General features: G+C 61.4%; 30 protein-coding genes. 11 read left to right on the top strand and 19 right to left on the bottom strand.

Annotated elements, in window-relative coordinates; all coding sequences use genetic code 11:
* Nucleotides 1-82: 82 nt before the first annotated feature.
* Nucleotides 83-1,909: a glutaminase A gene (gene glsA / locus BDB13_RS16500; protein WP_094272586.1), complete on the top strand. Its 1,827-nt coding sequence runs from the start codon at nt 83-85 to the stop codon at nt 1,907-1,909.
* Nucleotides 1,910-1,929: 20 nt separating this feature from the next.
* On the opposite strand, the gene BDB13_RS16495 is transcribed toward glsA, so the two are convergent.
* From BDB13_RS16495 to BDB13_RS16475, 5 genes are all read right to left on the bottom strand, one after another.
* Nucleotides 1,930-3,096 (bottom strand): alpha/beta fold hydrolase, encoded by a 1,167-nt coding sequence (locus BDB13_RS16495; protein WP_094272585.1) that lies wholly within the window; start codon nt 3,094-3,096, stop codon nt 1,930-1,932.
* Between the two features lie 85 nt (nt 3,097-3,181).
* Nucleotides 3,182-3,523 carry a hypothetical protein gene (locus BDB13_RS16490; RefSeq protein ID WP_094272584.1) on the bottom strand — a complete coding sequence of 114 codons (342 nt, stop codon included), beginning with the start codon at nt 3,521-3,523 and terminating at the stop codon, nt 3,182-3,184.
* Between the two features lie 78 nt (nt 3,524-3,601).
* Nucleotides 3,602-5,293, bottom strand: coding sequence for a PHA/PHB synthase family protein (locus BDB13_RS16485; RefSeq protein WP_094272583.1), 1,692 nt, complete (start codon nt 5,291-5,293; stop codon nt 3,602-3,604).
* Nucleotides 5,286-5,762 carry a MaoC family dehydratase gene (locus BDB13_RS16480; protein WP_094272582.1) on the bottom strand — a complete coding sequence of 159 codons (477 nt, stop codon included), beginning with the start codon at nt 5,760-5,762 and terminating at the stop codon, nt 5,286-5,288. The genes BDB13_RS16485 and BDB13_RS16480 overlap by 8 nt, the downstream gene beginning before the upstream one ends.
* Before the next feature lie 307 nt (nt 5,763-6,069).
* On the bottom strand, nt 6,070-6,441 hold the full coding sequence (locus BDB13_RS16475; RefSeq protein WP_094272581.1) for a helix-turn-helix domain-containing protein: 372 nt from the start codon (nt 6,439-6,441) through the stop codon (nt 6,070-6,072).
* Nucleotides 6,442-6,580: 139 nt separating this feature from the next.
* Here BDB13_RS16475 and BDB13_RS16470 point away from each other — a divergent pair, with 139 nt between their 5' ends.
* The gene (locus tag BDB13_RS16470) at nt 6,581-7,240 is read left to right on the top strand and encodes an SIMPL domain-containing protein (RefSeq protein ID WP_094274969.1); all 660 of its coding nucleotides are present in this window, start codon (nt 6,581-6,583) and stop codon (nt 7,238-7,240) included.
* On the opposite strand, the gene BDB13_RS16465 is transcribed toward BDB13_RS16470, so the two are convergent.
* The 4 genes from BDB13_RS16465 to BDB13_RS16450 form a co-directional block, all read right to left on the bottom strand.
* A complete protein-coding gene (locus BDB13_RS16465; protein ID WP_094272580.1) occupies nt 7,241-8,842 on the bottom strand; it encodes an MDR family MFS transporter in 1,602 nt (533 codons plus the stop codon).
* 5 nt (nt 8,843-8,847) lie between these two features.
* Nucleotides 8,848-9,354, bottom strand: a complete 507-nt coding sequence (locus BDB13_RS16460; RefSeq protein ID WP_094272579.1) for a MarR family winged helix-turn-helix transcriptional regulator — start codon at nt 9,352-9,354, stop codon at nt 8,848-8,850.
* Between the two features lie 132 nt (nt 9,355-9,486).
* Nucleotides 9,487-10,764: a class I SAM-dependent RNA methyltransferase gene (locus tag BDB13_RS16455; protein WP_094272578.1), complete on the bottom strand. Its 1,278-nt coding sequence runs from the start codon at nt 10,762-10,764 to the stop codon at nt 9,487-9,489.
* Nucleotides 10,765-10,805: 41 nt separating this feature from the next.
* A complete protein-coding gene (locus BDB13_RS16450) occupies nt 10,806-12,800 on the bottom strand; it encodes an APC family permease (RefSeq protein ID WP_094274968.1) in 1,995 nt (664 codons plus the stop codon).
* Between the two features lie 172 nt (nt 12,801-12,972).
* On the opposite strand from BDB13_RS16450, the gene BDB13_RS16445 reads away from it, so the two are divergent.
* From BDB13_RS16445 to BDB13_RS16435, 3 genes are all read left to right on the top strand, one after another.
* Nucleotides 12,973-13,638, top strand: a complete 666-nt coding sequence (locus BDB13_RS16445) for a potassium channel family protein (RefSeq protein WP_094272577.1) — start codon at nt 12,973-12,975, stop codon at nt 13,636-13,638.
* A 70-nt stretch (nt 13,639-13,708) separates the two neighbouring features.
* Complete coding sequence (locus tag BDB13_RS16440; protein WP_094272576.1) at nt 13,709-14,371, top strand: potassium channel family protein; 663 nt, start codon at nt 13,709-13,711, stop codon at nt 14,369-14,371.
* Between the two features lie 18 nt (nt 14,372-14,389).
* A complete protein-coding gene (locus BDB13_RS16435) occupies nt 14,390-14,674 on the top strand; it encodes a GNAT family N-acetyltransferase (protein WP_094272575.1) in 285 nt (94 codons plus the stop codon).
* Here BDB13_RS16435 and BDB13_RS16430 read toward each other — a convergent pair.
* Complete coding sequence (locus tag BDB13_RS16430) at nt 14,667-15,347, bottom strand: DUF3159 domain-containing protein (RefSeq protein ID WP_094272574.1); 681 nt, start codon at nt 15,345-15,347, stop codon at nt 14,667-14,669. The genes BDB13_RS16435 and BDB13_RS16430 overlap by 8 nt on opposite strands.
* A 50-nt stretch (nt 15,348-15,397) precedes the next feature.
* On the bottom strand, nt 15,398-15,772 hold the full coding sequence (locus tag BDB13_RS16425; protein ID WP_094272573.1) for an OB-fold nucleic acid binding domain-containing protein: 375 nt from the start codon (nt 15,770-15,772) through the stop codon (nt 15,398-15,400).
* A 137-nt stretch (nt 15,773-15,909) separates the two neighbouring features.
* On the opposite strand from BDB13_RS16425, the gene BDB13_RS16420 reads away from it, so the two are divergent.
* A complete protein-coding gene (locus tag BDB13_RS16420) occupies nt 15,910-16,629 on the top strand; it encodes an alpha/beta fold hydrolase (RefSeq protein ID WP_094272572.1) in 720 nt (239 codons plus the stop codon).
* A gap of 12 nt (nt 16,630-16,641) precedes the next feature.
* Here BDB13_RS16420 and BDB13_RS16415 read toward each other — a convergent pair whose 3' ends face one another.
* Together BDB13_RS16415 and dut are read right to left on the bottom strand one after the other, a co-directional pair.
* The gene (locus BDB13_RS16415; RefSeq protein WP_094272571.1) at nt 16,642-17,514 is read right to left on the bottom strand and encodes a DUF3710 domain-containing protein; all 873 of its coding nucleotides are present in this window, start codon (nt 17,512-17,514) and stop codon (nt 16,642-16,644) included.
* 3 nt (nt 17,515-17,517) lie between these two features.
* Nucleotides 17,518-18,012 (bottom strand): dUTP diphosphatase, encoded by a 495-nt coding sequence (gene dut, locus BDB13_RS16410; RefSeq protein ID WP_217902131.1) that lies wholly within the window; start codon nt 18,010-18,012, stop codon nt 17,518-17,520.
* A gap of 41 nt (nt 18,013-18,053) precedes the next feature.
* Between dut and BDB13_RS16405 the strand changes: the two genes are divergently transcribed.
* Nucleotides 18,054-18,548: a DUF3093 domain-containing protein gene (locus tag BDB13_RS16405; RefSeq protein WP_094272569.1), complete on the top strand. Its 495-nt coding sequence runs from the start codon at nt 18,054-18,056 to the stop codon at nt 18,546-18,548.
* Between the two features lie 101 nt (nt 18,549-18,649).
* Here the strand turns inward: BDB13_RS16405 and BDB13_RS16400 are convergent, their stop codons facing one another.
* Nucleotides 18,650-18,952: a DUF4193 domain-containing protein gene (locus BDB13_RS16400; protein WP_003942593.1), complete on the bottom strand. Its 303-nt coding sequence runs from the start codon at nt 18,950-18,952 to the stop codon at nt 18,650-18,652.
* Nucleotides 18,953-19,431: 479 nt separating this feature from the next.
* Here BDB13_RS16400 and cei point away from each other — a divergent pair, with 479 nt between their 5' ends.
* On the top strand, nt 19,432-20,112 hold the full coding sequence (gene cei, locus BDB13_RS16395) for an envelope integrity protein Cei (protein ID WP_094272568.1): 681 nt from the start codon (nt 19,432-19,434) through the stop codon (nt 20,110-20,112).
* Here the strand turns inward: cei and BDB13_RS16390 are convergent.
* Nucleotides 20,102-21,016 carry an inositol monophosphatase family protein gene (locus BDB13_RS16390; protein ID WP_094274967.1) on the bottom strand — a complete coding sequence of 305 codons (915 nt, stop codon included), beginning with the start codon at nt 21,014-21,016 and terminating at the stop codon, nt 20,102-20,104. The two genes, cei and BDB13_RS16390, sit on opposite strands and share 11 nt — an antisense overlap.
* Before the next feature lie 93 nt (nt 21,017-21,109).
* On the opposite strand from BDB13_RS16390, the gene ppgK reads away from it, so the two are divergent.
* A complete protein-coding gene (gene ppgK, locus BDB13_RS16385) occupies nt 21,110-21,865 on the top strand; it encodes a polyphosphate--glucose phosphotransferase (protein ID WP_094272567.1) in 756 nt (251 codons plus the stop codon).
* 174 nt (nt 21,866-22,039) lie between these two features.
* On the top strand, nt 22,040-23,425 hold the full coding sequence (locus BDB13_RS16380) for an RNA polymerase sigma factor (protein WP_094274966.1): 1,386 nt from the start codon (nt 22,040-22,042) through the stop codon (nt 23,423-23,425).
* Nucleotides 23,426-23,496: 71 nt separating this feature from the next.
* On the opposite strand, the gene BDB13_RS16375 is transcribed toward BDB13_RS16380, so the two are convergent.
* The 4 genes from BDB13_RS16375 to BDB13_RS16360 all read right to left on the bottom strand — a co-directional run bounded on the left by BDB13_RS16375 (nt 23,497) and on the right by BDB13_RS16360 (nt 26,462).
* On the bottom strand, nt 23,497-24,327 hold the full coding sequence (locus BDB13_RS16375) for a tyrosine-protein phosphatase (RefSeq protein WP_094272566.1): 831 nt from the start codon (nt 24,325-24,327) through the stop codon (nt 23,497-23,499).
* A 21-nt stretch (nt 24,328-24,348) separates the two neighbouring features.
* Complete coding sequence (locus BDB13_RS16370) at nt 24,349-25,521, bottom strand: cation:proton antiporter (RefSeq protein WP_094272565.1); 1,173 nt, start codon at nt 25,519-25,521, stop codon at nt 24,349-24,351.
* Between the two features lie 7 nt (nt 25,522-25,528).
* The gene (locus tag BDB13_RS16365; protein WP_094272564.1) at nt 25,529-26,011 is read right to left on the bottom strand and encodes a cation:proton antiporter regulatory subunit; all 483 of its coding nucleotides are present in this window, start codon (nt 26,009-26,011) and stop codon (nt 25,529-25,531) included.
* A gap of 73 nt (nt 26,012-26,084) precedes the next feature.
* Nucleotides 26,085-26,462 (bottom strand): DUF952 domain-containing protein, encoded by a 378-nt coding sequence (locus tag BDB13_RS16360; RefSeq protein ID WP_094272563.1) that lies wholly within the window; start codon nt 26,460-26,462, stop codon nt 26,085-26,087.
* Between the two features lie 234 nt (nt 26,463-26,696).
* Between BDB13_RS16360 and BDB13_RS16355 the strand changes: the two genes are divergently transcribed.
* Nucleotides 26,697-26,888, top strand: coding sequence for a DUF7455 domain-containing protein (locus BDB13_RS16355; protein WP_003942643.1), 192 nt, complete (start codon nt 26,697-26,699; stop codon nt 26,886-26,888).
* Nucleotides 26,889-26,906 lie beyond the last annotated feature (18 nt).

Here is a 26,906-nt window from a genome sequence, read left to right as displayed (position 1 = left end):
CACAGACAAATCGGATTGCAGATCTCTCACGCGGATACTTTCGGTCCCCGAAATCAGCGTCGAAGCCGCCTAGAGTCGATCCATGGGAAACGTGGTCAACGATCTGATAACCCGAATATTCAACGACGTCCGCACTCTCGACGCCGGCACGTTGGCCGATTACATTCCCGAACTTGCTTCCGTTGCCCCCGACTCTTTCGGTATCGCCGTCGCGACCGTCGACGGCTACGTATACGAGATCGGCGATACCGGACTCCCCTTCACCATCCAATCGATCTCCAAGCCGTTCACCTACGCCTTGGCCCTCGCCGATCACGGCCCGGACGCCGTCGCCGACAAGATCGACGTCGAACCGTCGGGTGAGCCGTTCAACGAGATCAGTCTGGATCCGCTGACCGAGCGCCCCCGGAACCCGATGATCAACGCGGGAGCCATCACTGCGGCATCGATGGTCGACGGCGCGGATCCCGCCGCACGCTTCGAACGCATTCGCAGCGCCTACTCCCGGTATGCCGGACGCGAACTGTCCTTCAACGAGTCGGTCTACACATCCGAATCGCGTACCGGACACCGCAATCGCGCCATCGGCCACATGCTGCGCTCGTTCGACGTGATCTCCGGCAACCCCGACGACGCCGTCGACCTCTACTTTCGACAATGCTCCATTGACGTGACGTGCCGCGACCTGAGCCTGATGGCCGCGACGATGGCCAACAACGGCGTCAACCCCGTGACACACGAGCGCGCCCTCACGGCCATCGGAGTCGAGCAGGTCCTCAGTGTCATGGCTACCTGCGGGATGTACGACGGCGCCGGAAAATGGCTGGTCGAAGTGGGTTTGCCGGCCAAGAGTGGCGTCGGCGGCGGGGTGCTTGCCGTTCTGCCGGGGCAGATCGGCATTGCCGTCTACTCCCCCAGACTCGATATCCACGGAAACAGTGTTCGCGGTGTCGCCGCAACGAGGGCACTGTCGAAGGAATTAGAACTTCACTTCCTGCATGTGACTCGCGCGTCGAGGTCCTCGATCCGTGCCCGCTACAACGTCACCGATGCACCATCACGGATGCGCCGCACACCCACCGAGCAAGCCGTTCTCGACGACGTCGGCAAGCAGAGCCGAGTGTACGAACTGCACGGCGACCTCCTGTTCGCCGGCGCGGAGTCCGCGGTGCGTGAAATCGGTTCGCTGGATGAGGGACTCGAAGTTGTCGTGATCGATGTCCGGCGGGTCGACGACGCCAGCGTCGCTGCAATTCGCATGATCACAGCGCTGCGGGCCCAACTCGGCGAACAAGGGTGCGGGGTTGCGCTTGTTGATCCGAAAGGACTTCTCGGACAGCGCACTTCGAGCATCGACCCCGAGCAGCGCAGTGGGCGCGTCTTCGCAGACCTCGACTCCGCCTTGCAGTGGTGCGAGGACACCTTGCTCGCGGCGCATTGCCCGCAGCAACGCCAGCCGTCGACGGTCACGATCGAAGATCACCCCGTGCTCGACGCATTGTCTTCGAATCAGGTGTCGGCCTTTGCATCTCAGCTGGAACAGCGGACCTATGCCCGCGGTGACATGATCGCCCGGCGCGGCGATCCGGCGTCAGGGTTCTATCTGATTCTGCAAGGCCAGGTCAGCACCATGTTCACCGACAGCCAGAATATCGAGCACCGCATCACCACTTTGTCCGCGGGAATGACGTTCGGCGAGATGACGATGTTCCTGAACACCCGGTTCCTCAACGACATTCGCGCTGACACCACGGTCGTGGTTGCCGTCCTCACCTCGGAGAAATACGGCGCCCTGACCGCGCACGCCCCGGAACTCAAACTTGCTCTCCTCGAACGTCTGGCCGCCGGAGCCTACGAACAACTCGACATGACTTTGCGTAGTGTCATCGCTGCAGGCCCGATCGGATAGGACTCTGCTGACCCTTCGCGTTACGAGGCGCCGACCGTGGAGATCGCCACCATTGCACGGAAAACCGGAAGGCATTGCTCGTGCAATACGCCCTGATCGATGATCAATCCCAGATGGCCGGCCTTCGCCAATTTCCGCGTGATCTGCGCACTCGGGGTCGACACGGCTCGCTCGAGCGCCCACAGTTGCTGTGGCGGCGCTATCCGATCGGCACTTCCGGCAATCAGAAACAGTGGGCTGGTGATCGCGCTGAGTTCTACTGAACGAGAACCGATCACAAGATCTCCCGAGATAAGACGGTTCGAGACGAACAGTTGCTCGATCATCCAGGTCTCGAATGCAACCGGTACGGCTTGCTTCCATTCAAACCACTTCTTCGCCTCGCGATAGCGGTTTACGTACTCGGCGTCGTCGATGTGCCCGAGCAACCGCATAGCCCGTTCGAAGTCACCGGCCGGACGGCCCATCGGAGCTCCGAATGCCTCGCCGATCTCGCGTTGCCACTCCCAGGTCGCCGCGACAATCGACCGCAGCGTTTCCGAGTCCCGGCCCGCAGGCGATGCCTTGATCCAGTCCCCCACCAGCGGACGGCCGGCATGAAAATCAATCGGTGCGCCGATCAGAACGAGGGATCCGACCATGGACGGATGAAGTGCAGCAATGATCGTGGCCAGCCAGCCGCCCTGGCTGTATCCCACCAGATTCACTCGGCCACCCAGTTGCCGGATCATCTCCTCCAGCAACAGTGCGTAGTCTTCGATCGAGAGCTGTGCCGTTGCGTCGGTAGCCTCATTCCAATCGATGCAGTAGAGGCTTACTGCACCGGCGTCGAGAAGAGTGCCCACCAGGCTGCGATCCTCGGCGGCGTCGACGATCGTTGACGCTCGTCCCGATTGCGGAGGCACTACCAGCGTCGGCGTCGGAGTGCTACTGATCCCCGGTGAAAAGTCCCGTAAGTCTGCGAGCGGCCATTGTCCGACAATGTCGTTGCGATGAGTCCATTGTGGGCGTTCGCGCGACGTCACCGCACCCCAGAATTCTGCGAAATCCGTTGCCACATCGATAATGTCCGCTCGCCGGCGGCACAACCCGGACACGTATCCGGACCACCCGACGACTGCCGCCTCACACGTGTCGAATGCCGCCGACGGCAACTGGGTCCACAATTCGATCCCTCGCACTGCCATACCTTCCCCCCTACTTACAGTTCACCAAAACAAAAAGACCGGGGGTCGGCATGACTTGTCACGCCGACCCCCGATGTCCCTTGCTTTACTTCAACGCATCACGAGCGGCCGAGGTGAAAGCACCACTGACTCCGGAAACGAACGATGCCTGAGCCTTCGCCAACTCACCGACCCAACTCGGGCCACTGACAGCGGTAACCTTTTCCTGAAACTCGAGAGTGCTGGTCAGAGCCTTCTCGTAGGTGTCCAGCGACACGTTGCCAGTCTGCTTCGCCGCGTCGACCAGCTTGCCGTTGAGAGACTCGATCCGGCCGGCAACGTTGCCGAGTACAGAGACGAATCCTGCACCAGCCGACGGAGATTCCGAGGAGGTAGCAGATGCCGTGACTGTGTCGTTTACGGCGGCAGTCGGCTTGGTCGTCGTCATATCGCACTCCTTCGAGGTTGGCTGCACACACCGTGCAACTGTTAGCAAGTTAGCAGGTTGAATGCTAACGGGCAATGGTCAGCCCAGAACGTACGTCCCCGGACCGTCACAGAGCACCGGATTCTTGTCACTACCCATCGATGGCGGCTCGACCTGATCCCCGCCGCGATGCGCCGACCACAGTGCCCAATCCTCCCACCAAGACCCGGAATTCTTGTCTGCCAACTCTTTCCACTCCGCCGGATCCTCCGGCAGTCTGCTGGTGTCGGCAGAGTCCGGCGCATTGACAGACCAAAAACTACTCTTGGGATTAGGCGGGTTCACCGCGCCGGCAATGTGCCCACCGTTGGTGAGAACAAATCGGACGTTGCCACCGAGCAGATGCACACTCTTGTACGACGACTCCCACGGCACAATATGGTCGTTGGCTGCACCCACGATGTAGGCGTCACAGGTGACTGCACTCAGATCCAATTTCCGACCTGCCAGAACGTACTCGCCTCGCGCCAATTCATCACGGCCGTAAAGCGATCGGAGATACTGCGAATGCATCTTCGCCGGCATCCGGGTGTTGTCCTCATTCCACGCCAGAATGTCGAACACCGGCGGCTTCTCACCCTTCATCCACCGCGATACCCAGTAACTGAAGATGAGGTCCTTCGCCTTGATCACGTCGAAGGTGTCCGCCATCTCGGCGCCGGAAAGGAAACCCTGCTTGTTCATCCGGTACTCGATCCTGTCGAGCGTATCCGGATCGACCATCGAGCCCAGTTCGCCGACCTCGCTGTAATCGAGCAACGTGTTCAGCATCGTCAGTGCGCTGATCCGCGTGTCACCGGTCGCCGCGAAACGCGCAGCCGACATCGCCGCCATCGCACCGCCGAGGCAGATCGACAGTACCTCGACCTTCTCGGAGCCGGTGATCTCTTCAACCACGTCCATCGCGCTGGCAAACCCGGTAGTGAAGTAGTCGTCCATCTCGATGTCCATCATGGACTCGTCAGGATTTCGATACGACACGACGAAGACGGTCCGCCCATGGTTGACTGCCCATTCGATGAGGCTGCGTCCCGGCGCAAGATCGAGAATGTAGTACTTGTTGATCCACGGCGGTGCCGCAAGAATCGGAATCGCGTGAACTGTCGGCGTTTGCGGAACGTACTGGATCACTTCGATCAGTTCGTTGCGAAACACGACCTTGCCAGGCGTGGCTGCCAGGTTCTCACCCACGGTGAAGGCGGCGCGGTCGACCTTGACCGGCTGCCCCTTTCGCTTGACGAGATCGTGCACGGCATAACGCGCGCCCCGCACCAGGCTGGCCCCGCCGGTATCGAAAGCCCGGGTGATCACGCCCGGATTGGCGGGAGCAAAGTTGGTGGGCGCCACCGCATCGAGAACCAGATTGACGAACTGGCGTGCCTTGGCATCCTGGAGTGGGTTGCCCGTGCCTGCGGCTGTCACATCGTCGACAAGCCCTCGGGTTGCGAAATAGCCTTGATTGAGCGCAAAGAAGGCCGGATTCTCGCGCCAGGCGCAATCAGTGAACCGCTTGTCCAAAAGCCCTTCCGGCAGTGGCGGATTCGACTGCTCGGCAGTGTAAACCCGGACCGCTGCGCCAGGAATTCGAGCGATACGGGCAGCGTAGGTTGTCGATGCTGCAGCCAACGCCTGAGGATTCTTGATCGCTCGACCCGCCACGGACGCAACCGCCGGAGCCCAGCCGATCGGATCGACCTTGGACGCAATCTTCTTCGAAAGATTCTCAAGCATCGATACGCCCCAGGTAACGAACGATCATTTCGGCGACACACACCGGGCGTTCGGAATTTTCCACCGAGAAAGTCAGCTCCGCCTTCACCTGATACCCGCCCCGGCAGGGCTCCACCGTCGTGATGTCGGCCGAGAGCGCAAGGTGCGAATCAACAGGTACCGGAGCGGTGAACCTGGCCTTGTCGATGCCGCAGTTGATCACCTGATCGGTGCCGCTCACGTCGAGAAGCGTGAAGAACAAGCTGGGGGCATACGACAACGTCAGAAATCCGTGCGCGATGGTTGTTCCGAACGGGCCGTCCTTCGCCCGTTCCGGATCGACGTGAAGCCATTGATGGTCATTGGTCGCGTCGGCGAAGAGATTGATCTGCTGTTGCGTGATCTGTGTGTAGTCCGACGTACCCAGATTGGCACCTGCCAGTTCAGGCATGTCACACAATGCAACGGTTTTAGGCTTGAGCTCTGTCATCAGTGTTTTTCCTCGATCGGAAGGTCTAATTCGGTCGGGAATCCGCGGCTGGCCTGGCCGAAAACGCACCCCTGTTGGCCAAGCCGAACACTGACACAACCGAAGACCCCGCGCACCTTACCGAGCGGTACCCAACACCGAAAGTCATCTAACTGGAGGCCACAACATCGATGTTTAAAATGTTGGCGCACAACCTATCTGCGGGGACGCTCGGTCACAGATAAATGAAACAGTCCGATTGTGACGTACGCCGCAATCTTCGCCACGTCCCCGAATTCATCACTGCAATGCCGCTCTTGCTGATCACTCAATCGCGGTGCGTACGTTTCCGACGAGAAACAGTGACTTCACGAAAAGCCTGATACATCTCTTCGATGGCCGCCCGCTGCGCCTTCGTCAGGTCCGGATCTTCACGAATCGCCCGCATCACGGCAGAGATACCGTCGTCACCCGATTGCGCGGTTTGCGCAACGAGAGCGTCGGCCGACAACTGAAGGTTGTCGGCAATTGCGCGCAGAACACGGTCACTGGGTTCGCGCAGGTTTCGCTCGATTTGCGAAAGATAGGGGTTGGAGATTCCGACCATCGCAGCCAATTGCCGCATCGGAAGCTCCGCAAGTTCACGTTGACGCCTGATCAGTTCACCCATGGTCAGTCGATGCGTTTCCTGCTCGTCCATGGTCGAAGCATAGGTGCCGCGTCCGGAAGGGGCTTCCGCCACCAGTCGCGAGCACGGTGCTTGCTGCGAGAATAGAAGGCACCCGACTTCACCGTGGCGAATGCCGGCAAACTCACTGTCGATCTACAGAGGAATCACAATGGATCATGTCAGCACCGAACCCGCCAGCGTCACTGTCACCGCAAGTGCTCGCGCCACTGCGACTCCCGATATCGCACGCCTGACGATCGGAGTCTCCGAAACACACCTCACCGTCGCCGACGCCGTTGACGCCCTAGCACGCCATTCGGCCGCACTGACGGAGGCATTGCACAATCGCGGTGTCGCCGGACCCGATCTCGTGACGACGGGATTAAGCGTCCACCCGCAGAGCCAGTGGGTCGACGGCGGACGCCAGGAGACTACCGGTTTCACGGCGTCGACAACATTTCGAGTCGTCCTGCGCGATCTGGCACCCGACGCCGCCGGCTCCCCCGCCGCTGTGATCACGGCGTGCGTAGCCGCAGGCGGAGACGCGATCCGGTTGGACTCCCTGGAATTCGATCTCGAGGATCGAACCGACTTGGCGGTACATGCCCGCGAATCAGCGTGGACTGCAGCACTGTCCAAGGCCCGACAGTTCGCGGACCTGGCACAGAAAAATCTGGTCGACGTCCTCGAGATCACCGAGGGCGTCGACCAGATGAGCCCGGTCCGTGGGTTGATTTCCGCAGCCCGGGCGGTTTCTACTCCGATAGCCGTCGAACACGGAGAGATCGAGGAAACGATCTCGGTCCGTGTCCGATGGTCTCTGGAGTGATCAGTGAGAAACGCTCTTCTCGAGGTTGACGTCGGCTGCCTCGGGCTCCACGATGTCGATCGTGGTCCGCAGCGGCCGGTTCGGGATGAAGATGACCGCAATCAACGTGACGATGGCAACGAACCCCGCGACCAGGAAGATCCGGCCTGTTGCGTCGCCGTAGGCGAAGCGAACGATCTGCGCGACGAAGTCAGGCATCTTGCCCAGGTCCAGTCCGTCCATCAGGCTCTTGCCCGCTACGGCCTGCTGCTCGGGCGGCAAGGTTGAAACGGATTCCGTTGTCAGTGTTTTGACGCGCGTTGCCAGGATGGAACCCAACACCGAGACACCGATGGCGCCGCCGAAGGTCCGGAAGAAGGCGACGATACTGCTGGCTGCGCCGATGTCTTCGGCCTTGACCGTGTTCTGCACCGCGAGAACGATGTTCTGCATCAGCATGCCGGTACCCAAACCGACGATGGCGATGAAGACTCCGATGACCCACAGGCTGGTCGCGTGATCGATAGTGGATAGAAGACCGAAACCGATGACGAGCAGGACTGCACCGGAAACGATGAAGGGCTTCCACTTACCGAACTTGGTGATCAACAGACCGGAACCGACTGATGCGATCAACATGCCGGCCACCATCGGGATGGTGAGCATGCCGGCTGCGGTCGGGTCGAAACCTCGAGCCGTCTGGAAGTACTGCGTCAGGAACGTGGTGGCGCCGAACAGGCCGACACCGACTGCAACCGAAGCGACGATCGCCAGCGCGGTGGTGCGCTCGGTGATGATCTTGAGCGGCAGGATCGGGTCCTTGACCTTGGTTTCGACAAACATCATCAGACCTAGCAGTGCCAGTCCACCAGCGACGAAGTAGAAGGACTGCGTCGAGAACCACGCGTAGTAATCGTCCTGACCGGCGAAGGAAACCCAGATCAGCAAAACGCTGACGCCGGCGGTGAGCAGGGTGGCGCCCAACCAGTCGATGGAGACGTTGTCCTTCTTGACTGTCTCGACATGCAGAGTGCGCTGAAGGAGGAACAGTGCGATGACAGCGAGCGGCACGCACACATAGAAGCACCAGCGCCAGCCGACGGTGTCTACGATCACACCACCGAGGATCGGTCCACCGGACATCGAGACAGCCATTGCCGCGCCCATGTAACCGGAGTAGCGACCACGATCACGCGGCGGGATGATGGTGCCGATGATCGCCACGACGAGGGCGGTCAGACCACCCATGCCGATGCCCTGGATGACGCGGGCACCGAGCAGCAACGGGACGTTGTGCGCTGCGCCGGCGATAACCGAACCGACCACGAAGATGATGATCGAGGTCTGGACCAGCATCTTCTTGTTGAAGAGGTCGGCAAGTTTGCCCCAGATGGGCGTCGATGCTGCTGTCGCCAGCAAAGCTGACGTGATGATCCAGGCGTACTGCGTCTGCGTCCCGTGCAATTCCCCGATGATGGTCGGGAGGGCCGTCGCGACGATCGTGCTGCTCAGCAACGCGGTGAAGAGCGCTGCGATAAGTCCGGTGAGTGCTTCGAGAATCTCGCGGTGCGTCATTGCACCGCTCTCGGTACTTGCCCGAGTTTCCCCTACTGTGGCTGCCATGTTCGTTATCTCCCAATAGTTTCTACGCCTGCGATCGGCAATGCCGGGCGCAGAGATGCAGGTGAGGCCTCTCGATGGATCGTGGCGCTGAATGTCTCGTTGAGACGTTTCAGCGACGACAATGCAGCCGCGGCCTCTTCCTGGCTCCAGTCTTCGAGCATGCTGCGCAATCGCGCCGCACGCCGTTGTTTCGTTTCCTCGAGAACCTCATGGCCCGCTTCCGATACTCGGATGCGGAATGCCCGCTTATCCGCGGGGTCGGGGCTTCTCTCGACGTACCCGGCGTCCACGAGGTCCGACATCTGCCGGCTGAGTGAGGACTGACTGACACAGAGGTCCGCAGCCAACTCGTTCTGCCGGCACTCCCCTCGCACTGCCAGCATGAACAACACACTGACCAGCGCCGGGGGCAACACATTTTCAGCGCTTGCCGTGACCACTGCCCGTAATGACCTGCCGAACAGGAAAACTGTGTCGACAAGTGCTTGCGCCGTTTCGGGCTGTACAGACATCGCGTACCCCTGAGAATGTTCTACGAGAAAACTACTTGCAGAACGCAACTATACAATTAGTTGCGTAACGCAAGCAACGGCTGACGACGCGATAAGCGTCACAGCCGTTGCAGCGATACAGAAAAAGAGTGGTCAGCGCTCCAGCAGCGCGACGCACTCCACGTGATGAGTCTGCGGGAACGCGTCGAAAGCCCGCAGTCCACCGAGCCGGAAACCCTGTTCCAGATAGAGGCCGATGTCGCGGCCGAACGACGCCGGGTCACACCCGATATGGATTACCCGCTCGGTACCGGTCGACGCGATCGCCTCCACCACGGCGCGGCCCGCGCCGGCGCGCGGAGGGTCCAACACCACAACCCCCGGCGAGGGTGCCAACGGAGCAGCAGCGCCCACGATCTTCTCGACCCGCTCACTGTGGAATCGGACCTGCTCGAGATCGGACAACGCCGCCCGACCATCCTTGACGGCTTGCGCGGAAAACTCGACGGATTCCACGACGCCGGTCGGACCGACAAGATCAGCCAGAACCGCTGCGAACACACCGACTCCGCCGTACAGATCCCACGCCGTAGCTCCGGAATCCACGCCGGCCCAGTCCCGCACGACCTGTGAATACGCTTGGGCCGCACCACGATGCGCCTGCCAGAAACCGGTGGCGGACAGCGCCCACTCCCGGGATCCGACGCGCTCGAGCACCGTGTCACTGCCCAGAGCAACCCGGGTTTTCCGAGGCCCACTGCTAGCGGCGCGGCGTGCTGTCGCTCCGCGTCGACCCGGTGCGCCGCGCCCTGCCTTCGATACCCTCGGCGCGCTGATCTCGACAACATGCGTCGCGCCCGCAGAATCGAGAACCACCTGCAGTTCGCTGCCCGGCGTCCACTGCGGACCCGCCAAACCGTCGTACGCACGCTGCTCGATCTGCGTGCAGCGCAGATCCGTCACGATTTTGTTGCTGCGGTAACCGTGGTAACCGGCTTCACCGTTTCCGTCGACGGCCAGGCGAACGCGTGTCCGCCATCCGGTGCCGTCGCCGGTTCCGGGCAACTCCTCGACATCGACATCCGATTCGACGCCGGCCAGTCGCTGAAGTTGCTCGCGTACCACCGAAGACTTCATCTCTCGCTGGATCTGCAGGTCTGCATGCGAGTAGTCGCAGCAACCCGCGCCCCCCGGCCCCGCGATGGGACAGGTCGGATCAATTCGGTGCGGGGAAGCCTCGAGGATCGAGATTGCGTCGGCGCGGGCAAACGAACCGCCCTTGTCCTCCGTCACCCGAACCAGTGCCCGCTCCCCCGGCAAACCGTGGCGGACGAACACCACACGCCCCTCGTGGCGGGCGACGACAAACCCGCCGTGCCCGGGCTTTCCCAAATCAGCCTCGAAAGTCTGCCCGGTCCAATTCTCACTCAACGAACTACGCCTGCCGTTCCATATTCGAATCAATCATTTGTTCAGGGTTCTCCAGCGTCGAACCCGCGCCGGGTCGCTCCCGCTGTCTTTTCAAGGTCGAGAGGCTTCGCCTTCTCCGACGAGTTCAACTGCCACGGCACGCTCGTCACCATCACGCCGGGCTGGAAGAGCAAACGGCTCTTCAGTCGCAAAGCACTCTGGTTGTGCAGGATCTGCTCCCACCAATGCCCCACCACGTATTCCGGAATGAACACGGTCACGACATCGCGCGGTGAATCGCGTCGTACCCGGTTGACGTAGTCGAGAACCGGCTTCGTGATTTCGCGGTACGGCGATTCGATCACCTTGAGCGGCACAGTGACGTCGCTCTTCTCCCACTGACGCACCAAGGCTCGGGTGTCAGGTTCGTCGACGTTGACGGTGATTGCCTCCAACGTGTCCGGCCGAGTAGCGCGGGCATAGGCGAGAGCGCGCATGGTCGGCATGTGCAGCTTCGAGACGAGCACGATCGAATGCGTGCGGCTCGGCAGAACGCCGTCCCATTCCTGCTCTTCGAGTTCGGTTGCGACGCTGTCGTAGTGGCGCCGGATCATCTTCATGACACAGAAGATCGCGATCATGGCAACGATAGCGATCCAAGCGCCGGCTGCGAACTTGGTGATCAGCACGATGATCAGAACCGCACCGGTCATGGCGAGGCCGATCGAGTTGATCACGCGCGAGCGCTGCATCTTGGCGCGCTGAGACTTGTCCGTCTCGGACTTCAGATGACGCGTCCAGTGCTTGATCATGCCGGTCTGGCTGAGCACGAACGAGACGAACACACCGACGATGTAGAGCTGAATCAGTTTGGTGACCTCCGCGCCGAAAACCACCACGAATGCAATTGCAGCTCCGGACAGGAACAGGATTCCGTTGCTGAACGCCAACCGGTCACCGCGAGTGTGCAACTGACGAGGCAGGTAGCGATCCTGCGCGAGGATGGAACCCAGAACCGGGAAACCGTTGAAAGCTGTGTTGGCCGCCAAAACGAGGATCAGCGCCGTCACGATTGCAATGAAGAAGAACCCGATCGGGAAGCCGTTGAACACCGCCTCTGCAATCTGCGCGATCAGAGTCTTCTGGTGGTAACCCTCCGGGGCTCCGACCAACTGCTCTTCGGGATTGTGCGCGTAGACGATGCCGATCTTCTGCGCCAGAATAATGATGCCCATCAGCAGCGTGATCGCAAAAGTTCCGAGCAGTAGCAGCGTCGTTGCGGCGTTCCGGGACTTCGGCTTCTCGAAAGCCGGTACACCGTTGCTGATCGCCTCGACACCGGTCAGCGCCGCGCAACCCGACGAGAACGCACGCGCAATCAAGAACGCGAAGGCAATACCGTAGAGGTTAGTGTCTTCGGCGTCGAGTGTGAAGGACGACGACTCGGCCTTGACGTCGTCGCCGAGCACGTAGATCCTGAAGAACCCCCAACCGAGCATCAAGAACATGCCGACGATGAACGCATAGGTCGGAATCGCGAATGCCGTCCCCGATTCCCGAATACCGCGCAGATTCACCGCAGTCAACAGCACGATCGCAACGACCGCGAACAACACCTTGTGCTGGGCCACGAACGGCAAGGCCGAACCGATATTGGATGCAGCTGACGAGATCGACACGGCAACCGTGAGCACGTAGTCGACCATCAGGGCACTACCGACCGTCAGGCCTGCGGTCGGACCGAGGTTGACCGTCGCAACCTCGTAGTCGCCACCACCGGAGGGGTACGCGTGAACATTCTGGCGGTAGCTGGCGACGACCACAGCCATCACGATCGCGACGGACAAGCCGATCCACGGCGTGTAGGCGTAGGCAGAAATGCCCGCAACGGAGAGAACCAAGAAGATCTCTTCGGGGGCGTAGGCGACGGACGACATGGCGTCAGAAGCGAAGACAGGTAGCGCAATCCGCTTGGGTAGCAGCGTGTGCCCGAGTTTGTCGCTTCGGAACGGCCGACCGAGCAGGAGCCGCTTGGTAGCGGTCGAGAGCTTAGACACGAGCAAAGCGTAAGCCGTCCGACGCGAATTCGAGTCATCAGTAGTGGAACTGCCCATAAACGACCCCGAACGCGGCCACCTTGTGCCAGTCGAAACTTGCTCTTCCCGCCAAGCGATGTACCGTTCGTTTCGGCGTGCAATCTCGCCGAGAAGTCCATGAACGGAGTAGGGCGTGTATGTCGTCATCATGGGGTGTGGCCGTGTGGGATCTTCCCTCGCCGCATCTCTGACCAGGATCGGACACGAAGTTGCGGTCATCGACCGCGATCAAAGCTCATTTCTGCGTCTCGACCACGATTTCCCCGGAACCAAGGTTCTCGGTATGGGATTCGACCGCGACGTACTGATTCGGTCAGGTATCGAACGCGCCGACGCCTTCGCTGCCGTCTCGTCCGGTGATAATTCCAACATCATCGCAGCGCGAGTCGCGCGCGAGATATTCGGCGTCGAGCGCGTCGTCGCCCGAATCTACGACGCGAAACGCGCCGCCGTCTACGAGCGTCTGGGCATCCCCACCGTCGCCACTGTTCCGTGGTCGACGGACCGATTCCTGCACACCTTGACCAAGGAGAGCCAGACAGCGAAGTGGCGTGATCCGTCCGGCACCGTGGCGATCACCGAACTTGCCCTCCACGAGGATTGGGCCGGCAAGCCTGTCGCGGTCCTGGAGAAGGCGACCAATTCGCGTGTCTCGTTCATCATTCGATTCGGCACCGGAATCCTCCCCGATCGCAAGACCGTGATCCAGGCCGACGATCAGGTGTACGTGGCTGCCGTGTCCGGTACTGTCGCCGAAGCCATCGCCCTTGCCGGCAATCCGCCGCCGAGCGACGACTGATGCCGACTGCTGTGACTGATCCGAACCCGCAGCCACTGTCGCTGCATAACAACGTGATTGGAAAATCAAGGTGAAGGTTGCCATCGCCGGCGCAGGTGCCGTAGGTCGCTCGATTGCGCGTGAGCTCATTCGTAGCGCACACGACGTCATGTTGATCGAACGCAAACTCGAGCACATCGAGCCTGAATCCGTGCCCGAAGCCACCTGGATCCATGCTGACGCCTGCGAACTGAGCCGACTCGAAGACGCGGCCCTCGAATCGTACGAGGTTGTCATCGCCGCAACCGGTGACGACAAAGCCAATTTGGTTCTGAGCTTGCTCGCAAAAACCGAATTCGGTGTTCGGCGCGTCGTCGCCCGCGTCAACGATCCTCGCAACGAGTGGCTGTTCGACGAGTCCTGGGGTGTCGACGTCGCGGTGTCCACTCCCCGAATGCTCGCCTCGCTCGTCGAAGAAGCCGTGTCGGTCGGTGATCTCGTCAAACTGATGACGCTGCGTCAGGGGCAGGCCAACCTCGTCGAAATCACGTTGCCCGACAACACGCCGCTGGCCGGCAAGCCTGTCAAGCGTCTCGAACTTCCGCGGGACTGCGCGTTGGTCACGATTCTGCGCGGTGGCCGAGTCATCGTGCCCCAGATGGACGATCCGATCGAAGGCGGCGACGAACTCCTGTTCGTGGCAGCCGTGGACGCCGAGGATCTACTACGCAACGCACTTCGTCTCAACAGCTGACAACGAGAGGGCAATCGCATGACCGGAAACACGATAGTCACCGACAATCCGACGCAGAGTCGCTTCGAAATTCATGTCGACGGGACTTTGGCCGGCATCGAGGACTACACCACCTCCGGTGATGTGCTCTCGTTCAATCACACCGAGATCTATCCGGAGCACGAAGGTCTGGGGCTTGCCGCCGTTCTCGTCGGCAGTGCCCTGGACCAGCTTCGAGCGCGCGGCCTCAAGGTTCACCCGGTATGCCCGTACGTCGTGAAGTACCTCGGCAAGCACCCGGAGTATCAAGACCTCGTCAGCTGAGGTCGCGGCGATCCGGGTCGTCGTCCGCCACATCGCTACCGTCAGCCTCGTCGAACTCTTCGGTGGGTGAGGGCTCAACGATCCGATCTGCTTTGCGCACAGCCCAAATGGTGACCAGCAATGCGAGTCCGGTGAGCGGCCACCCCATCGCGATACGGGCGATGGCAAGCCATCCCGTGTGATCGGTGTCGTACAACTGCGACTGCACCAGGTACCGGGCGCCGAACACCAACGCCCATGCCGCTGTGGCGATGTCGTAGAACCGCACGGCACGGGGGTGTTGACGCCACAGATTTCCGTGACCGTTGAGAAATCCCCAGATGATGCCTACCAAAGGCCATCGCACCACGATCGACAACACGAACGCAGCGCCGTAGGCAAGGCTGGTGTAGATGCCGAAAAGGAAGTAGCCCTTGGCATCTCCGGTTCGGTACGCGATGAATGCGGACACACCGACGCCGAGAACACCCGAGACTGCGGGCTGGATCGATTCTTTGCGGAACACTCGCCACGCCGCGATCAACACGGCCACGCCCAATGCCGCCCAAATTGCGGCGGTCAGGTTCCAGATGCTGTTGACCGGGACAAAAATCAGAATCGGCACCGAGGTGTAGATCAGACCACTCAATCCGCCGAGTTGGTCCATGATCGATTGCTGTTTTGGTTCAGTCACCTGTCGAGGGTGCCACATCCGTCTGCGTTCGCGACGAATGCGGTGCGCGTCTACTCTCCGCGCAGTTCGTAATAGGGGTTGAAGATCGCCTTACGACCATCCCGCTCGCCTACACGGCCACGGACCAGCAGGGTCTTTCCGGTTTCGATGCCGGGAATGCGGCGGCGGCCGATCCAGACCAGATTGATTACTTCGGTCCCGTCGAAGAACTCCGCCTCGATGCTTGCATTGCCCGACTTGGGACACGCGTCGACGCTTCGCAGTCGACCCACCATCGTGACTTCTTCACCGCGACGGCAATCGCATGCCTTCTGGCCTCCCGAAGCCTCGATGGACTCGGTCATTTCCTGGGCATCCAACTGATCGATGTCCTCGGTGAGACGACGGGTCAATCGGCGAAAATATCCTGCGGCGGCGGGTGCCATTGCGCGCTCCTGCGAACAAATGTGACGCACGGGTTTCGCGTCACTGAAGGGCTGTGTGATCGCCACTGTAGCCCCAATACGGTCGGGTAACCACACCGGTCGGTCGGCGATATGGAGGCACCGGGCAAGATCAAGTCATGGTGCTCACACAATCCCCCACCGTTGCCGTCGTTCTCCCTGGTACAGGCTCCGACGCACACTTCGCCGAGCGGGCGTTCCGTGGTCCACTCGATGCCCGAAGTGTGCTCACTGTCGCAATCGAACCGGACCCCCGGCGTGTCGTCGACAGCTACCTCGAGGCGATGGATGCCGCTGCAGCAGAATACGGCCCGATCCTGGTCGGCGGTGTGTCCATCGGAGCGGCCGTCGCATTGCAGTGGGCCGCCCGTAATCCGACTTTGACGTCGGGCGTGTTGGCCGCCCTGCCGGCCTGGACCGGAGCACCCGACGAGGCGCCGGCTGCAGCAAGCGCACGGTTCACGGCATCCCAGTTACGCAGCGAGGGCCTGGAATCGGTGATTGCAGCGATGCTCGCATCCAGCCCGGCCTGGCTGGGACGGGAACTGGAGCGCTCGTGGCGTTCGCAGTGGCCGGATCTGCCCTGTGCACTCGACGAAGCCTCGACATACAGCGGGCTGACCGTAGCCGCCATGTCGAAAATCGGTGTCCCGGTGGGCATTGCCTCAGCCGTCGACGATCCGGTTCATCCCTCGGCGATTGCGTACGAATGGGCAGCAGCGCTCCCCCACGCCCACGTCGGAACCCTGACGCTCGAACAGATCGGTCAGGACCCCGCGATACTGGGGTCTACATGCGTCAAGGCACTCGCGGCGATCGAAACCACCGCGAGTGCCTGAGAAAAGCGCTCTCTACTGACCCAATTGCTGCATGGCAGAACCGGATTCGCCGCGTCTCTGCGGCGGAGCCGGTTGCGCCGGGGCTTCCTGCTGTGCGGCGGACTGCTGATCGACCTGCTGCTGTGCTGCGGCCTGCTGCTGATCTACCTGCTGCTGAGCCGCTGCCTGCTGCTGCGCAATCATCTGCTGCTCATGTGCAGACGCGAGCTGCTCGGCCAATACCTGCGGCAGTACGACCGGCAACGGCGTCCGAACCGGATGCGGTTCGGTTCCACGATTGACAACGGTATCCCGCAGAATCTCACGCGCCATGGCCACCAATTGCGTACCGGCAGCGGTCGATCCGCTGGGACCCGCCACGACACATCGCACCATCCAGCGCGGACCGTCGACGCCGATGAAACGCAGGTCCATCGCCGCTGTTTCGGCTACCAATTCGCGACCCCACGGGCCGTTCTCGATACTGACCGGCGAATTGTCGTCACGCAGCGACTGCGCCAACTCGCTGACAACTTCACGCCACTGACCAGGCGACTTGGGTGCCGCATATGCGGCGACGGTAACCCGCCCGTATTCGGTGACCAGATGCACGGCCTGTGGTGAACCGTCGGGTGCCATCTCCACCTGCAGTTGGCCGCCCGGAGGCATCGGCACCAGGACGGACCCGAGATCGAGTCGCTGACCGTCACGGCCTACCGTGGGATCTTCGGAATCGATGTCCGCAAAATCGTACGGACCTTCGGTCTCGTCACTCTCCGCGTCGAAGTCCTCTTCGGTATTCACGGAATCGAGGTCTCCTTCGACCTGATCCGAGTTTTCGTTCTCGTCGCCGAAGAAACCCGTAGGTTCCTCGTCGCCTTCTGCCTTCTTCTTACGTCCGAACATGTTTCAGACTCCCTCTCCGACAGAACTGACACCTGTACCAGTGTCGAGTATCGCGTGTCCGCCGCTGGAACCGTGACCACCGGTACCGCGAGCGGTGTCATCGAGCGACTCCACCTCAACGAACAACGGAAGCTCGACGCGCTGGACTACGAGCTGCGCAATTCGGTCACCCCGGCGAATCTCGATCGCGGTATCCGGATCAAGGTTGATCAAGCAGACCTTGAGTTCGCCGCGGTAGCCGGCGTCGACAGTGCCGGGCGCGTTCACGATGGACAAACCCGACTTCGCGGCAAGCCCGGAACGCGGATGAATGAGTCCGACAGTTCCCATCGGCAAGGCGATCGCAACGCCCGTACCCACCAGGGTACGACGACCCGGTTCGATGGTGACGTCGCTGGTGGAGCACAGATCCACGCCTGCATCCCCGGGATGCGCACGCTGTGGAACCGGCAGTTCTGGGTCCAGTCGCTTCAAGGCGATGGAGAGTTGATCGCTCACGTCGGCCAAGACTACTCGTCGCGACCGACTATCCTTGACAGGTGCCCGAAACATCTCGACCTGACGTCGCTTCCACGACCCCCGCGTCCACCACGCTCTATTCCGAGCGCCTCTGGTTACCGGTCTGGTGGTGGGCTGTCGGAATCGCTGTAGCCGCCCTGCTGGCTGCCGAGGTCCACATGGGCCGCCCAGGACTTGTCTCGTACCTGGCATATGTCGTACTGCTGCCGATTCCGATTTGGCTGTCGTTCTGGCTGAGTCGCACCCGCATCGAGGTCATCGAGACCGGCGGAGTCAAGGAATTGCATGTGGGACGCGCGCATGTGCCCGTAGGCCTGATCTCGCGGGCCGCTGCGATCCCCGCTTCGGCCAAGAGTGCGGCCATGGGCCGTCAGCTCGACCCCGCCGCATTTGTTCAGCATCGGCCGTGGGTCAAGACCATGGCCCTGATCGTCCTCGACGATCCGGAAGACCCCACGCCGTACTGGTTGGTGAGCACACGTCGCGCAGATGACCTGGTCGCTGCACTCAAGTAGTTACCACAAGTAGTTACCACGAAGGCATCACGCCTTCTGCGCGCCGACCTGATCCCTCGGTCGACCCGAGTACGAATCGGGTCGACCGTCGGGAATCAATATCAGGCAGCGCAATCCATGCACACGAGCTGTCCATTGGCATCGCTCGCCAAACGGCTGCGGTGATGCACCAGGAAACAGCTGGAGCACGTGAATTCGTCGGCCTGCTTCGGCACGACGCGCACCGACAGTTCTTCGCCGGAAAGGTCGGCACCCGGCAGTTCGAAGGACTCTGCGGTGTCGGTCTCGTCGATATCGACGACAGCCGACTGCGCCTCGTTGCGCCGCGCCTTCAGCTCCTCGAGTGAATCCTCCGATACCTCGTCGGACTCTGTGCGCCTCGGTGCGTCGTAGTCAGTTGCCATGTCGTCTACCCCTCATCCTCTTCGTGTATCCCGGTCCCATGAACACCTGGAATCCGGTAGATCCCGCTATGCGCATGGAAACCGCCGTGGCATCGAGATCATTCCCTGTCGCTGCATAACGCTGCAGCGGAGGAAAAAGTGCCCGGAAAGTGTTCCCGAGAACGTGATCTGCGCCTCATTTGGTTGTCATTCCGGCATGGAGCCGACGCCCAGTCGAACGACCTGGGCCGCCAGACAGTAGCCGAAGTCAGCGCCAAAGTAGTAACCCAATCGGTCAATTCCAAAAAACGTCTACGAATTGTCACCAACTCCACAGCATTTTGTGATCTTCGCCCTCCGAAAGTAGGCCGACGGGCGACTTCTGCGGCGACGTGGGAGAGATTCGACATCGAGCCCTCTAAGGTAGGCACCGAACGTCACGCCCTCTGCTCCGGCTTGGCGAGAAAAGCTCATGTTCGCCGAGAAAATCGAGGGATACCGTGGTTTCACTGATCACCGAAGGCAGCGCGAACGACGATCGTGGTCGTCCGTTCAAACGCCGACGAGTGTGGCCTGTCGTTGCGGTGTTCGCGGTACTCGCCGTCTTGGGCAGCACACTGTGGATCCGAATCCTGACGGCCGACGCGGCTCTCAGCGAGACCGTGGCGTGCAACCGTCCGCAGGCTTCCTCCGATCCGGCCGACCCGGCGCCGCTGCCACTCGGAACGGTCGTAGATCGCACCACGCTGCTCGACGTCGACCCGGCACCACTGTCCGCAACCAAGGTTCGGGTGTTCAACGCCAACGGCGAACACGGTCAAGCCTCCCAAGTAGCGGCGCAGTTGAAGGACTACGGCTTTGCCAGCGCTCCGGACGTTCAGGTCGGCAACGACCCCGTCTACGTCGACCAGAACATGCAGTGCCAAGGCCAGATTCGCTTCGGGGCAAACGGAACCGCCGCCGCGAGTGCTGTGTGGCTGGTCGCGCCCTGCGCGGAGTTGATCAGGGACGGCCGCACCGACGACACCGTCGACTTTGCGCTGGGCACCTACTTCAGCACCATCTCCCCCAGCACTGACGCCGGCGAGGTCCTACGCACCCTCGCGGAGCAGCCTGCCAACGCGCAGGCCGCTCCGATGGACATCGGACTCCTCAAGGCCGCACGCACCGCTAGGTGCTGATCGGTCCGTCTGCGCCGCACGCGCTGAGCATCCGCTCGAACTCGTCGGCAATTCCCGCAGCGCAGGCGTACACGATCTCTCCCCCGGCCGACGTCGAATTCGGTCCGGGCATCCGAATGACAGCGCCGGATTCCTCCGCGATCAGCGACCCGGCCGCCCAGTCCCACGGACTCAACCCGTGCTCGAAATGGGCGTCGACGCGGCCCGTCGCGACCATGCACAAATCGAGCGCCGCCGAACCGATCCGCCTGATGTCACGTACCTGCGGCAAGATCTCGGCGATCAGTCGCCCCTGAACCTTGCGTCGCTTGGCGTCGTAGCCGAAACCCGTGGCCACCAACGCCATTGACAGGTCCGTCACCGAATTGGAGGCGAGTTCACTGACGTTGCCGTCGACGTCGGTCATCGTTGCTCCGCCGCCGCGATGCGCGGAGTACGTCGCACGCATCGACACGTCCACCACCGCACCCGCGACCGACACGCCGTCGATCTGGACCGCGACCGACACCGAGAAGGCCGGAATACCGTAGAGAAAGTTCACGGTTCCGTCGATCGGATCGACTACCCAACGGACACCCTCACAATCATCGGTGCCGCCACCTTCCTCACCGAGGATCGAATCCGCCGGCCGAAGTTTCGCGAGCAGATCCCGAATCACTCCTTCGGTCTCGGTGTCGACGATCGTCACCGGGTCTGTCGGGGTGCTCTTGACCTCGACCGAATCATCGTGAAGTACACCCGAACCCACTACCCCGAATACTTCGGGACGGCGCACCCGGACGTGTGCCGCTGCGGCCTCCGCGACCGTCACCGCCACTACTCTCAGCACTGCTGGATCTACCGAATCTGCGGACACGTCGGACAGGGAAATCTCTTGTGAGGGCACTCGCCCATCGGAACACATCGCCATGCAGGGCACCACTCGTCGGGCGTGAAGGTTAATGTTTGCGTGCGGCAATCGCGACGTTCTCATTCGAGCCCTCAGGAGTATCAGGCGATGACAACCACAGGTTTCGGTATCGATGTCGGCGGCAGTGGCGTCAAGGGCGGCACCATCGACTTGAACACCGGCGAGATGATCGGTGACCGCATCAAGATTCTGACGCCGCAACCGGCCACTCCGGACGCGATAGCCGCGACGGTCGCGCAAATCGTCGAGCAGGCCGGCTGGGACGGCCCAGTGGGCATCACATTGCCGGCGGTGATCACCGGGGGCATTGCGCGCAGTGCCGCGAACATCGACAAGTCGTGGATCGGAACCGACGCGTCGGCCTTGTTCGGCAAAGCGCTCGGCGGACGTGCGGTCACGGTACTCAACGACGCCGACGCCGCGGGCATCGCCGAAGACGCGTTCGGCGCCGGCAAGGACACGTCGGGTGTAGTCATCTTGCTGACCTTCGGCACCGGCATCGGGTCGGCCGTTCTCCACAACGGTGTCCTGTTGCCCAACACGGAGTTCGGTCACCTCGAAGTGGACGGCAAGGAAGCCGAGCATCGAGCTGCCTCGTCGGTGAAGGAAAAGAAAGACCTGAGTTACAAGGAATGGGCCGCCGAGGTGTCCAAAGTTCTCGTCACTTTCGAAAACTTGCTCTGGCCCGATTTGTTCATCGCGGGCGGTGGCATCAGCCGCAAGCACGAGAAGTGGATTCCACTGCTCACCAACCGAACAAAGGTGGTTCCCGCCACTCTCCTGAACACTGCCGGCATCGCGGGAGCAGCACTGGCGTCGGCCCAGTCTGCGACTTCCGCCTGACCGGCCGGGTGAAATCGGGGATGAAATAGCCGTTACCGGCCGTCGTGACGTAAGAGTTTCCTGAGAGTCGTTACAATGGTGAAGTCCGGCTGCGCGCCGGCCACAACCATTGACCTCTCCGCCGGATCACCACTCTGGCGTGACGCCGCACGACACCGTCACGAAAGGGCGTACGTGGCAGCCACCGATACACGTCAGACTGCTGATTCTCCATCAGAGTCAGAGCCACAATCTCCAGCCGTGGAGGCGGCCACTGTCTCAGCTCCGGCTACCGTCGCAGCTCCGGCTGCAAAGAAGGCCCCGGCTAAGAAGGCCCCTGCCAAGAAGGCAGCAGCAAAGAAGGCTCCCGCCAAGAAAGCTCCGGCAAAGAAAGCCGCTGCCAAGAAGGCCAGCCCCAAGAAGGCCGGAGATCCCCTGGACGGCGCCGAAGACGGCGATGTTCAGTTGGAAGACATCGACATCACGGACGGTGACCTCGAAGAGGCCGAGTCCGATGTAGTCGAGGTCGTCGCCGTCGGCGAAGACGAAGAGACTGCCACCGAGGAGCCGACCGACAAGGACAAGGCTTCCGGAGACTTCGTCTGGGACGAAGAAGAATCCGAGGCCCTGCGCCAGGCTCGTAAGGATGCCGAACTGACGGCCTCCGCCGACTCGGTTCGTGCCTACCTCAAGCAGATCGGCAAGGTCGCACTCCTCAACGCAGAAGAGGAAGTCGAGCTCGCCAAGCGCATCGAAGCCGGCCTGTACGCCGTGCAGATCATGGCCGACCTCGCGGACAAGGGCGAGAAGCTGCCCGCAGCCCAGCGCCGCGACATGAGCTGGATCTGCCGCGACGGTAACCGCGCCAAGAACCACCTCCTCGAGGCCAACCTTCGCCTGGTCGTCTCGCTTGCCAAGCGTTACACCGGCCGCGGCATGGCGTTCCTGGACCTCATCCAGGAAGGCAACCTGGGCCTGATCCGTGCAGTCGAGAAGTTCGACTACACCAAGGGTTACAAGTTCTCGACGTACGCGACGTGGTGGATCCGTCAGGCCATCACCCGCGCGATGGCCGACCAGGCCCGCACCATCCGTATTCCGGTGCACATGGTCGAGGTCATCAACAAGCTCGGCCGCATCCAGCGTGAGCTGCTCCAGGATCTGGGCCGCGAGCCCACCCCGGAAGAGCTCGCCAAGGAAATGGACATCACGCCCGAAAAGGTGCTGGAGATCCAGCAGTACGCGCGTGAGCCCATCTCTCTCGACCAGACCATCGGCGACGAGGGCGACAGCCAGCTCGGTGACTTCATCGAAGACTCCGAGGCAGTTGTCGCAGTCGACGCCGTCTCGTTCACCTTGCTGCAGGATCAGTTGCAGTCGGTCCTCGAGACGCTGTCCGAGCGTGAAGCCGGCGTCGTTCGCCTGCGCTTCGGTCTCACCGACGGCCAGCCGAGGACTTTAGACGAAATCGGACAGGTCTACGGCGTCACGCGCGAGCGTATCCGCCAGATCGAATCGAAGACGATGTCGAAGCTGCGCCACCCGTCGCGTTCGCAGGTTCTGCGCGACTACCTCGACTAGTCACAACATTTACATCCAGAACGGCCCTCGGATCCTTGATCCGAGGGCCGTTCTGTTGTTTGGACAAGGTCTCAGTTGAGAAGTTTTGCATGCAGCGACGCAATATCTGCGTCGGTGAGACCCAATCCCTGCCTGACGTAATTGTCGAAGTTGCCGAACTTCTGATCCACGGTCGCAAACGACGCGTCGAGCCAGGATTGCTCGACCCTGCTGGACTGCGAAACGATCGTTCCAAGACTGCCCGGAAGCGTCGGTCCGGAGGACGTGCCGCCCAGATACTGATTGCTCAACATGTAGTCGGCATTCACCGTCTCGCGATCGACACCGAGGATGGTGAGCAGAACTGCCGTCATCCAACCGGTGCGGTCCTTGCCCGACGTGCAGTGATACATCACCGCGCCGTCGGTAACTTCGACGTTGATCAACGCGTCGTGGAACGCCTTGCCGGCACCGGGATCAGTGACCATGATCCGATACATATCAGGCATGTTTGCCATAGCGGGCAGGTTGGCCGGATTGCCGCCGATCACGTCGAGCCAGTGTCCGGTGGCGCCGGCCGGAATCTTGTCCGGTGCGATCACTCGCTCCACGATGCTGCGGAAATCGATAACCGACGTGACGTTCATGCTGTGCAGCTTGGCCAGATCCGCGGGTGTCAGTTTGTCCAAAGCGTTGGAGCGCAAAACCATTCCGCTTCGCACAGACCGTCCACCGTCGCCCAGATATCCACCGATGTCACGGGCATTCGAGGCGCCCTCGAGATGCAGCGATCGGTCGATCACCACGGATTCCGGTCCGCTTGTCACGGTCGGACTGCCGTCGGCAAACGCCGGCACTGGTGACAAGGCAATTGCACCGGCAAGGGCGAACACCACGGCCGATTTCTTCATTCGGTTAGACATTGGCACAGGCTAGCGACGAAATCAGGCCTTGGTACGAACTTTGATGTACATCGAGGCGACCGGTTCGACAACTCTTGCCGCAACCGGACCGATCACTGCCATCAGGAGAACGTATGCCGTTGCGAGCGCAGCCAATTCAGCCTCGACGGCACCGGCTGAGACTGCGAGCCCGGCGATGATGATCGAGAACTCACCGCGTGCAATCAGTGCTGCGCCGGCGCGGGCCTGACCCATCCGCGCCACGCCTTGGCGCTTGGCCGCCCAAGCTCCGGTGATGAGCTTGGTTACTGCCGTCACCACGGCAAGCAACGCGGCCCACCCGATGACCGGCGGAATCGTGCTCGGATCGGTGTTGAGCCCGAACACGACGAAGAACATGGCCGCGAACAGATCGCGCAGTGGTTCGAGGACTCGACTGGCATTGCGTGCAGTCGAACCCGAGATCGCGATTCCGAGAAGGAAAGCGCCGACAGCGGCTGACACCTGCATCGCGGAACTGATACCGGCTACCAGCAAGGCCGCACCCAGCAGTTTGAGCAGCAACGTCTCACTGTCGGGGCTGTCCAGCAGCGCGGAGACATAACGCCCGTATCGCAGTGCCACCACCAGAACCACGGTGATCACCAACAGCGAGATTCCCACGGCTTCGAGCCCACCCATGAAGCTCACGCCGGCAAGCATCGCCGTCAAGATCGGCAAGTAGAGAGCCATCGCGAGATCCTCGAACACGAGAATCGACAAGACGACGGGCGTTTCGCGGTTACCCAAACGCCCGAGGTCGCTGAGGACTTTCGCGATAATTCCCGACGAGGATATGTAGGTGACACCGGCCATGACCGTCGCACCGACAACGCCCCAGCCCAGCATGAGGCCGACTACCGCGCCCGGCGTCGCGTTGAGAACAAGGTCGACCAAGCCTGCGACCCGCGAGCGTTTGAGCCCGGTCATCAACTCCGCTGCGGTGTACTCGAGACCAAGCAGAAGCAAGAGGAGAACAATGCCGATTTCACTCGCGAGGTGCGAGAACTCACCGATATCACCGAGCTGAATGAATCCACCCTGCCCGAAACACAGACCGCCGATCAGGTAAAACGGAATCGGCGACATGCCGAACCGAGCTGCAAGCCTTCCCAATAATCCGAGCACAAAAAAGACCGCGCCGAGTTCGATCAGCGCGAGGGTAGTTGTGTTCACGGGCCAGTCAGCCGTTGGTCAATATTTTTGCCGCAGCGGCCAGACCGTCCGGCGTCCCGACCGCAACCAGGAGATCTCCCCCGGTAAACGTGAAATCAGGGTTCGGCGACGGGTTCACCTGCCCTGCGCGCATGACTGCAACAATCGAGACGCCGGTGCGGGTTCGCATCCCCGTATCTCCGAGAGTCTGTCCGTCGTAGCGGGAACCGTCCTTGATGTACAGCTGCTTGGTTCGAATCCCGGGAACATCGCTGTGCTCCTCTTCGAGTTGCGCGACCAACTGAGGCGCACCCAGAAGATTGCTCAACGCAGCGGCTTCTTCCGTGGTGAGCGGCAACGAGGCAGCACAGGCATCGGGATCGTCTGCCTTGGAGACGATGAGGTCGGTATGACCGTCACGGTGAGTGACGACACCCACGCGGCGACCGGAAGCCAGGACAAAATCTTTACGAGTCCCGATGCCCGGTAGTGGGGTGACTTCTACATTCATAGATCAACGGTAGCGCCGATCGCCGACATCCATCGCAATAGGGTTGCAATTTGCTGTGCGCTACTCGCGGCCTTCACCGCAGTGCCGGAAATACCCCGTTCTCGTCGGGCCGGTACTCGGTGACCGACATGACGGCGCCGACGGGTATCGGACCGAAGAGATGCGGAAATCGCATCGAATCCGGATCCGACGGAACTCCTGGCTCCCACTTCACGTCTGCACCCAGCAGCGCGGGATCGAGGGCTAGCAATACGACGTCGTCCCGGCCCGCAAAAATCCGATTGGCCGGCAGATGAACTTGGTACGGAGTCGACATATGAACAAATCCTTCGGCCGCAAACCTGTCCGGAATGCGGTGACCGATCTCCTGCGCGCGCTCCCACTCGGCGCGCGTGCACATGTGTAGCAACTCGACGGGTTCGCTCGCGTTCTGTCCGGATTCCGGTTTCATCGGCCCAGACTATCGAGCTGTAGGCGAGAAATTCGAATCAGCTCTCAGCGAACAATTTCAGCACCAGAACCCCAGCCCAGCGCATTTCCAGTGAGACACGACACTAAGAAACGTATCCGGGAACAACCCATGAACCCCAAACGTCTGTAAGAGTGGATCTACCGCGCCATTCCGACGCGGCGGACCAGGCCCCAGGCACACGGCACGAAAGCCGCTAGCCAGTACGGAGGAGTCATGCCCGGAACACTGACCAGCCCACAGTTGACCGCTGCCGACCGGTGCGACCGGTGCGGTGCCGGAGCCCGCGTACGCGCGGTGCTTCCCACCGGCGGCGAGCTTCTCTTCTGTGGACACCACGCAACCGAACACGCGGATCGACTTCGCGAGATGAATGCCGTCGTCTCCGAGAGTGAACCCGCAATCTGACCTGTCAGCCGGGGGTGG

It is taken from the genome of Rhodococcus sp. OK302 (assembly GCF_002245895.1).
In the GTDB taxonomy this organism is placed as follows: domain Bacteria; phylum Actinomycetota; class Actinomycetes; order Mycobacteriales; family Mycobacteriaceae; genus Rhodococcus_F.
Note: the sequence above shows the minus strand (reverse complement) of the source record. Positions and strands in the feature narration are given on the sequence as shown.

Excerpts from the sequence above, each read along its gene's own strand:
- glsA (WP_094272586.1), top strand. The coding sequence starts at position 83 with ATGGGAAACGTGGTCAACGATCTGATAACCCGAATATTCAACGACGTC.
- BDB13_RS16495 (WP_094272585.1), bottom strand. The coding sequence starts at position 3,096 with ATGGCAGTGCGAGGGATCGAATTGTGGACCCAGTTGCCGTCGGCGGCA.
- BDB13_RS16490 (WP_094272584.1), bottom strand. The coding sequence starts at position 3,523 with ATGACGACGACCAAGCCGACTGCCGCCGTAAACGACACAGTCACGGCA.
- BDB13_RS16485 (WP_094272583.1), bottom strand. The coding sequence starts at position 5,293 with ATGCTTGAGAATCTTTCGAAGAAGATTGCGTCCAAGGTCGATCCGATC.
- BDB13_RS16480 (WP_094272582.1), bottom strand. The coding sequence starts at position 5,762 with ATGACAGAGCTCAAGCCTAAAACCGTTGCATTGTGTGACATGCCTGAA.
- BDB13_RS16475 (WP_094272581.1), bottom strand. The coding sequence starts at position 6,441 with ATGGACGAGCAGGAAACGCATCGACTGACCATGGGTGAACTGATCAGG.
- BDB13_RS16470 (WP_094274969.1), top strand. The coding sequence starts at position 6,581 with ATGGATCATGTCAGCACCGAACCCGCCAGCGTCACTGTCACCGCAAGT.
- BDB13_RS16465 (WP_094272580.1), bottom strand. The coding sequence starts at position 8,842 with ATGGCAGCCACAGTAGGGGAAACTCGGGCAAGTACCGAGAGCGGTGCA.
- BDB13_RS16460 (WP_094272579.1), bottom strand. The coding sequence starts at position 9,354 with ATGTCTGTACAGCCCGAAACGGCGCAAGCACTTGTCGACACAGTTTTC.
- BDB13_RS16435 (WP_094272575.1), top strand. The coding sequence starts at position 14,390 with ATGACCGGAAACACGATAGTCACCGACAATCCGACGCAGAGTCGCTTC.
- BDB13_RS16425 (WP_094272573.1), bottom strand. The coding sequence starts at position 15,772 with ATGGCACCCGCCGCCGCAGGATATTTTCGCCGATTGACCCGTCGTCTC.
- BDB13_RS16420 (WP_094272572.1), top strand. The coding sequence starts at position 15,910 with ATGGTGCTCACACAATCCCCCACCGTTGCCGTCGTTCTCCCTGGTACA.
- BDB13_RS16415 (WP_094272571.1), bottom strand. The coding sequence starts at position 17,514 with ATGTTCGGACGTAAGAAGAAGGCAGAAGGCGACGAGGAACCTACGGGT.
- BDB13_RS16400 (WP_003942593.1), bottom strand. The coding sequence starts at position 18,952 with ATGGCAACTGACTACGACGCACCGAGGCGCACAGAGTCCGACGAGGTA.
- BDB13_RS16390 (WP_094274967.1), bottom strand. The coding sequence starts at position 21,016 with ATGTGTTCCGATGGGCGAGTGCCCTCACAAGAGATTTCCCTGTCCGAC.
- ppgK (WP_094272567.1), top strand. The coding sequence starts at position 21,110 with ATGACAACCACAGGTTTCGGTATCGATGTCGGCGGCAGTGGCGTCAAG.
- BDB13_RS16375 (WP_094272566.1), bottom strand. The coding sequence starts at position 24,327 with ATGTCTAACCGAATGAAGAAATCGGCCGTGGTGTTCGCCCTTGCCGGT.
- BDB13_RS16365 (WP_094272564.1), bottom strand. The coding sequence starts at position 26,011 with ATGAATGTAGAAGTCACCCCACTACCGGGCATCGGGACTCGTAAAGAT.
- BDB13_RS16360 (WP_094272563.1), bottom strand. The coding sequence starts at position 26,462 with ATGAAACCGGAATCCGGACAGAACGCGAGCGAACCCGTCGAGTTGCTA.
- BDB13_RS16355 (WP_003942643.1), top strand. The coding sequence starts at position 26,697 with ATGCCCGGAACACTGACCAGCCCACAGTTGACCGCTGCCGACCGGTGC.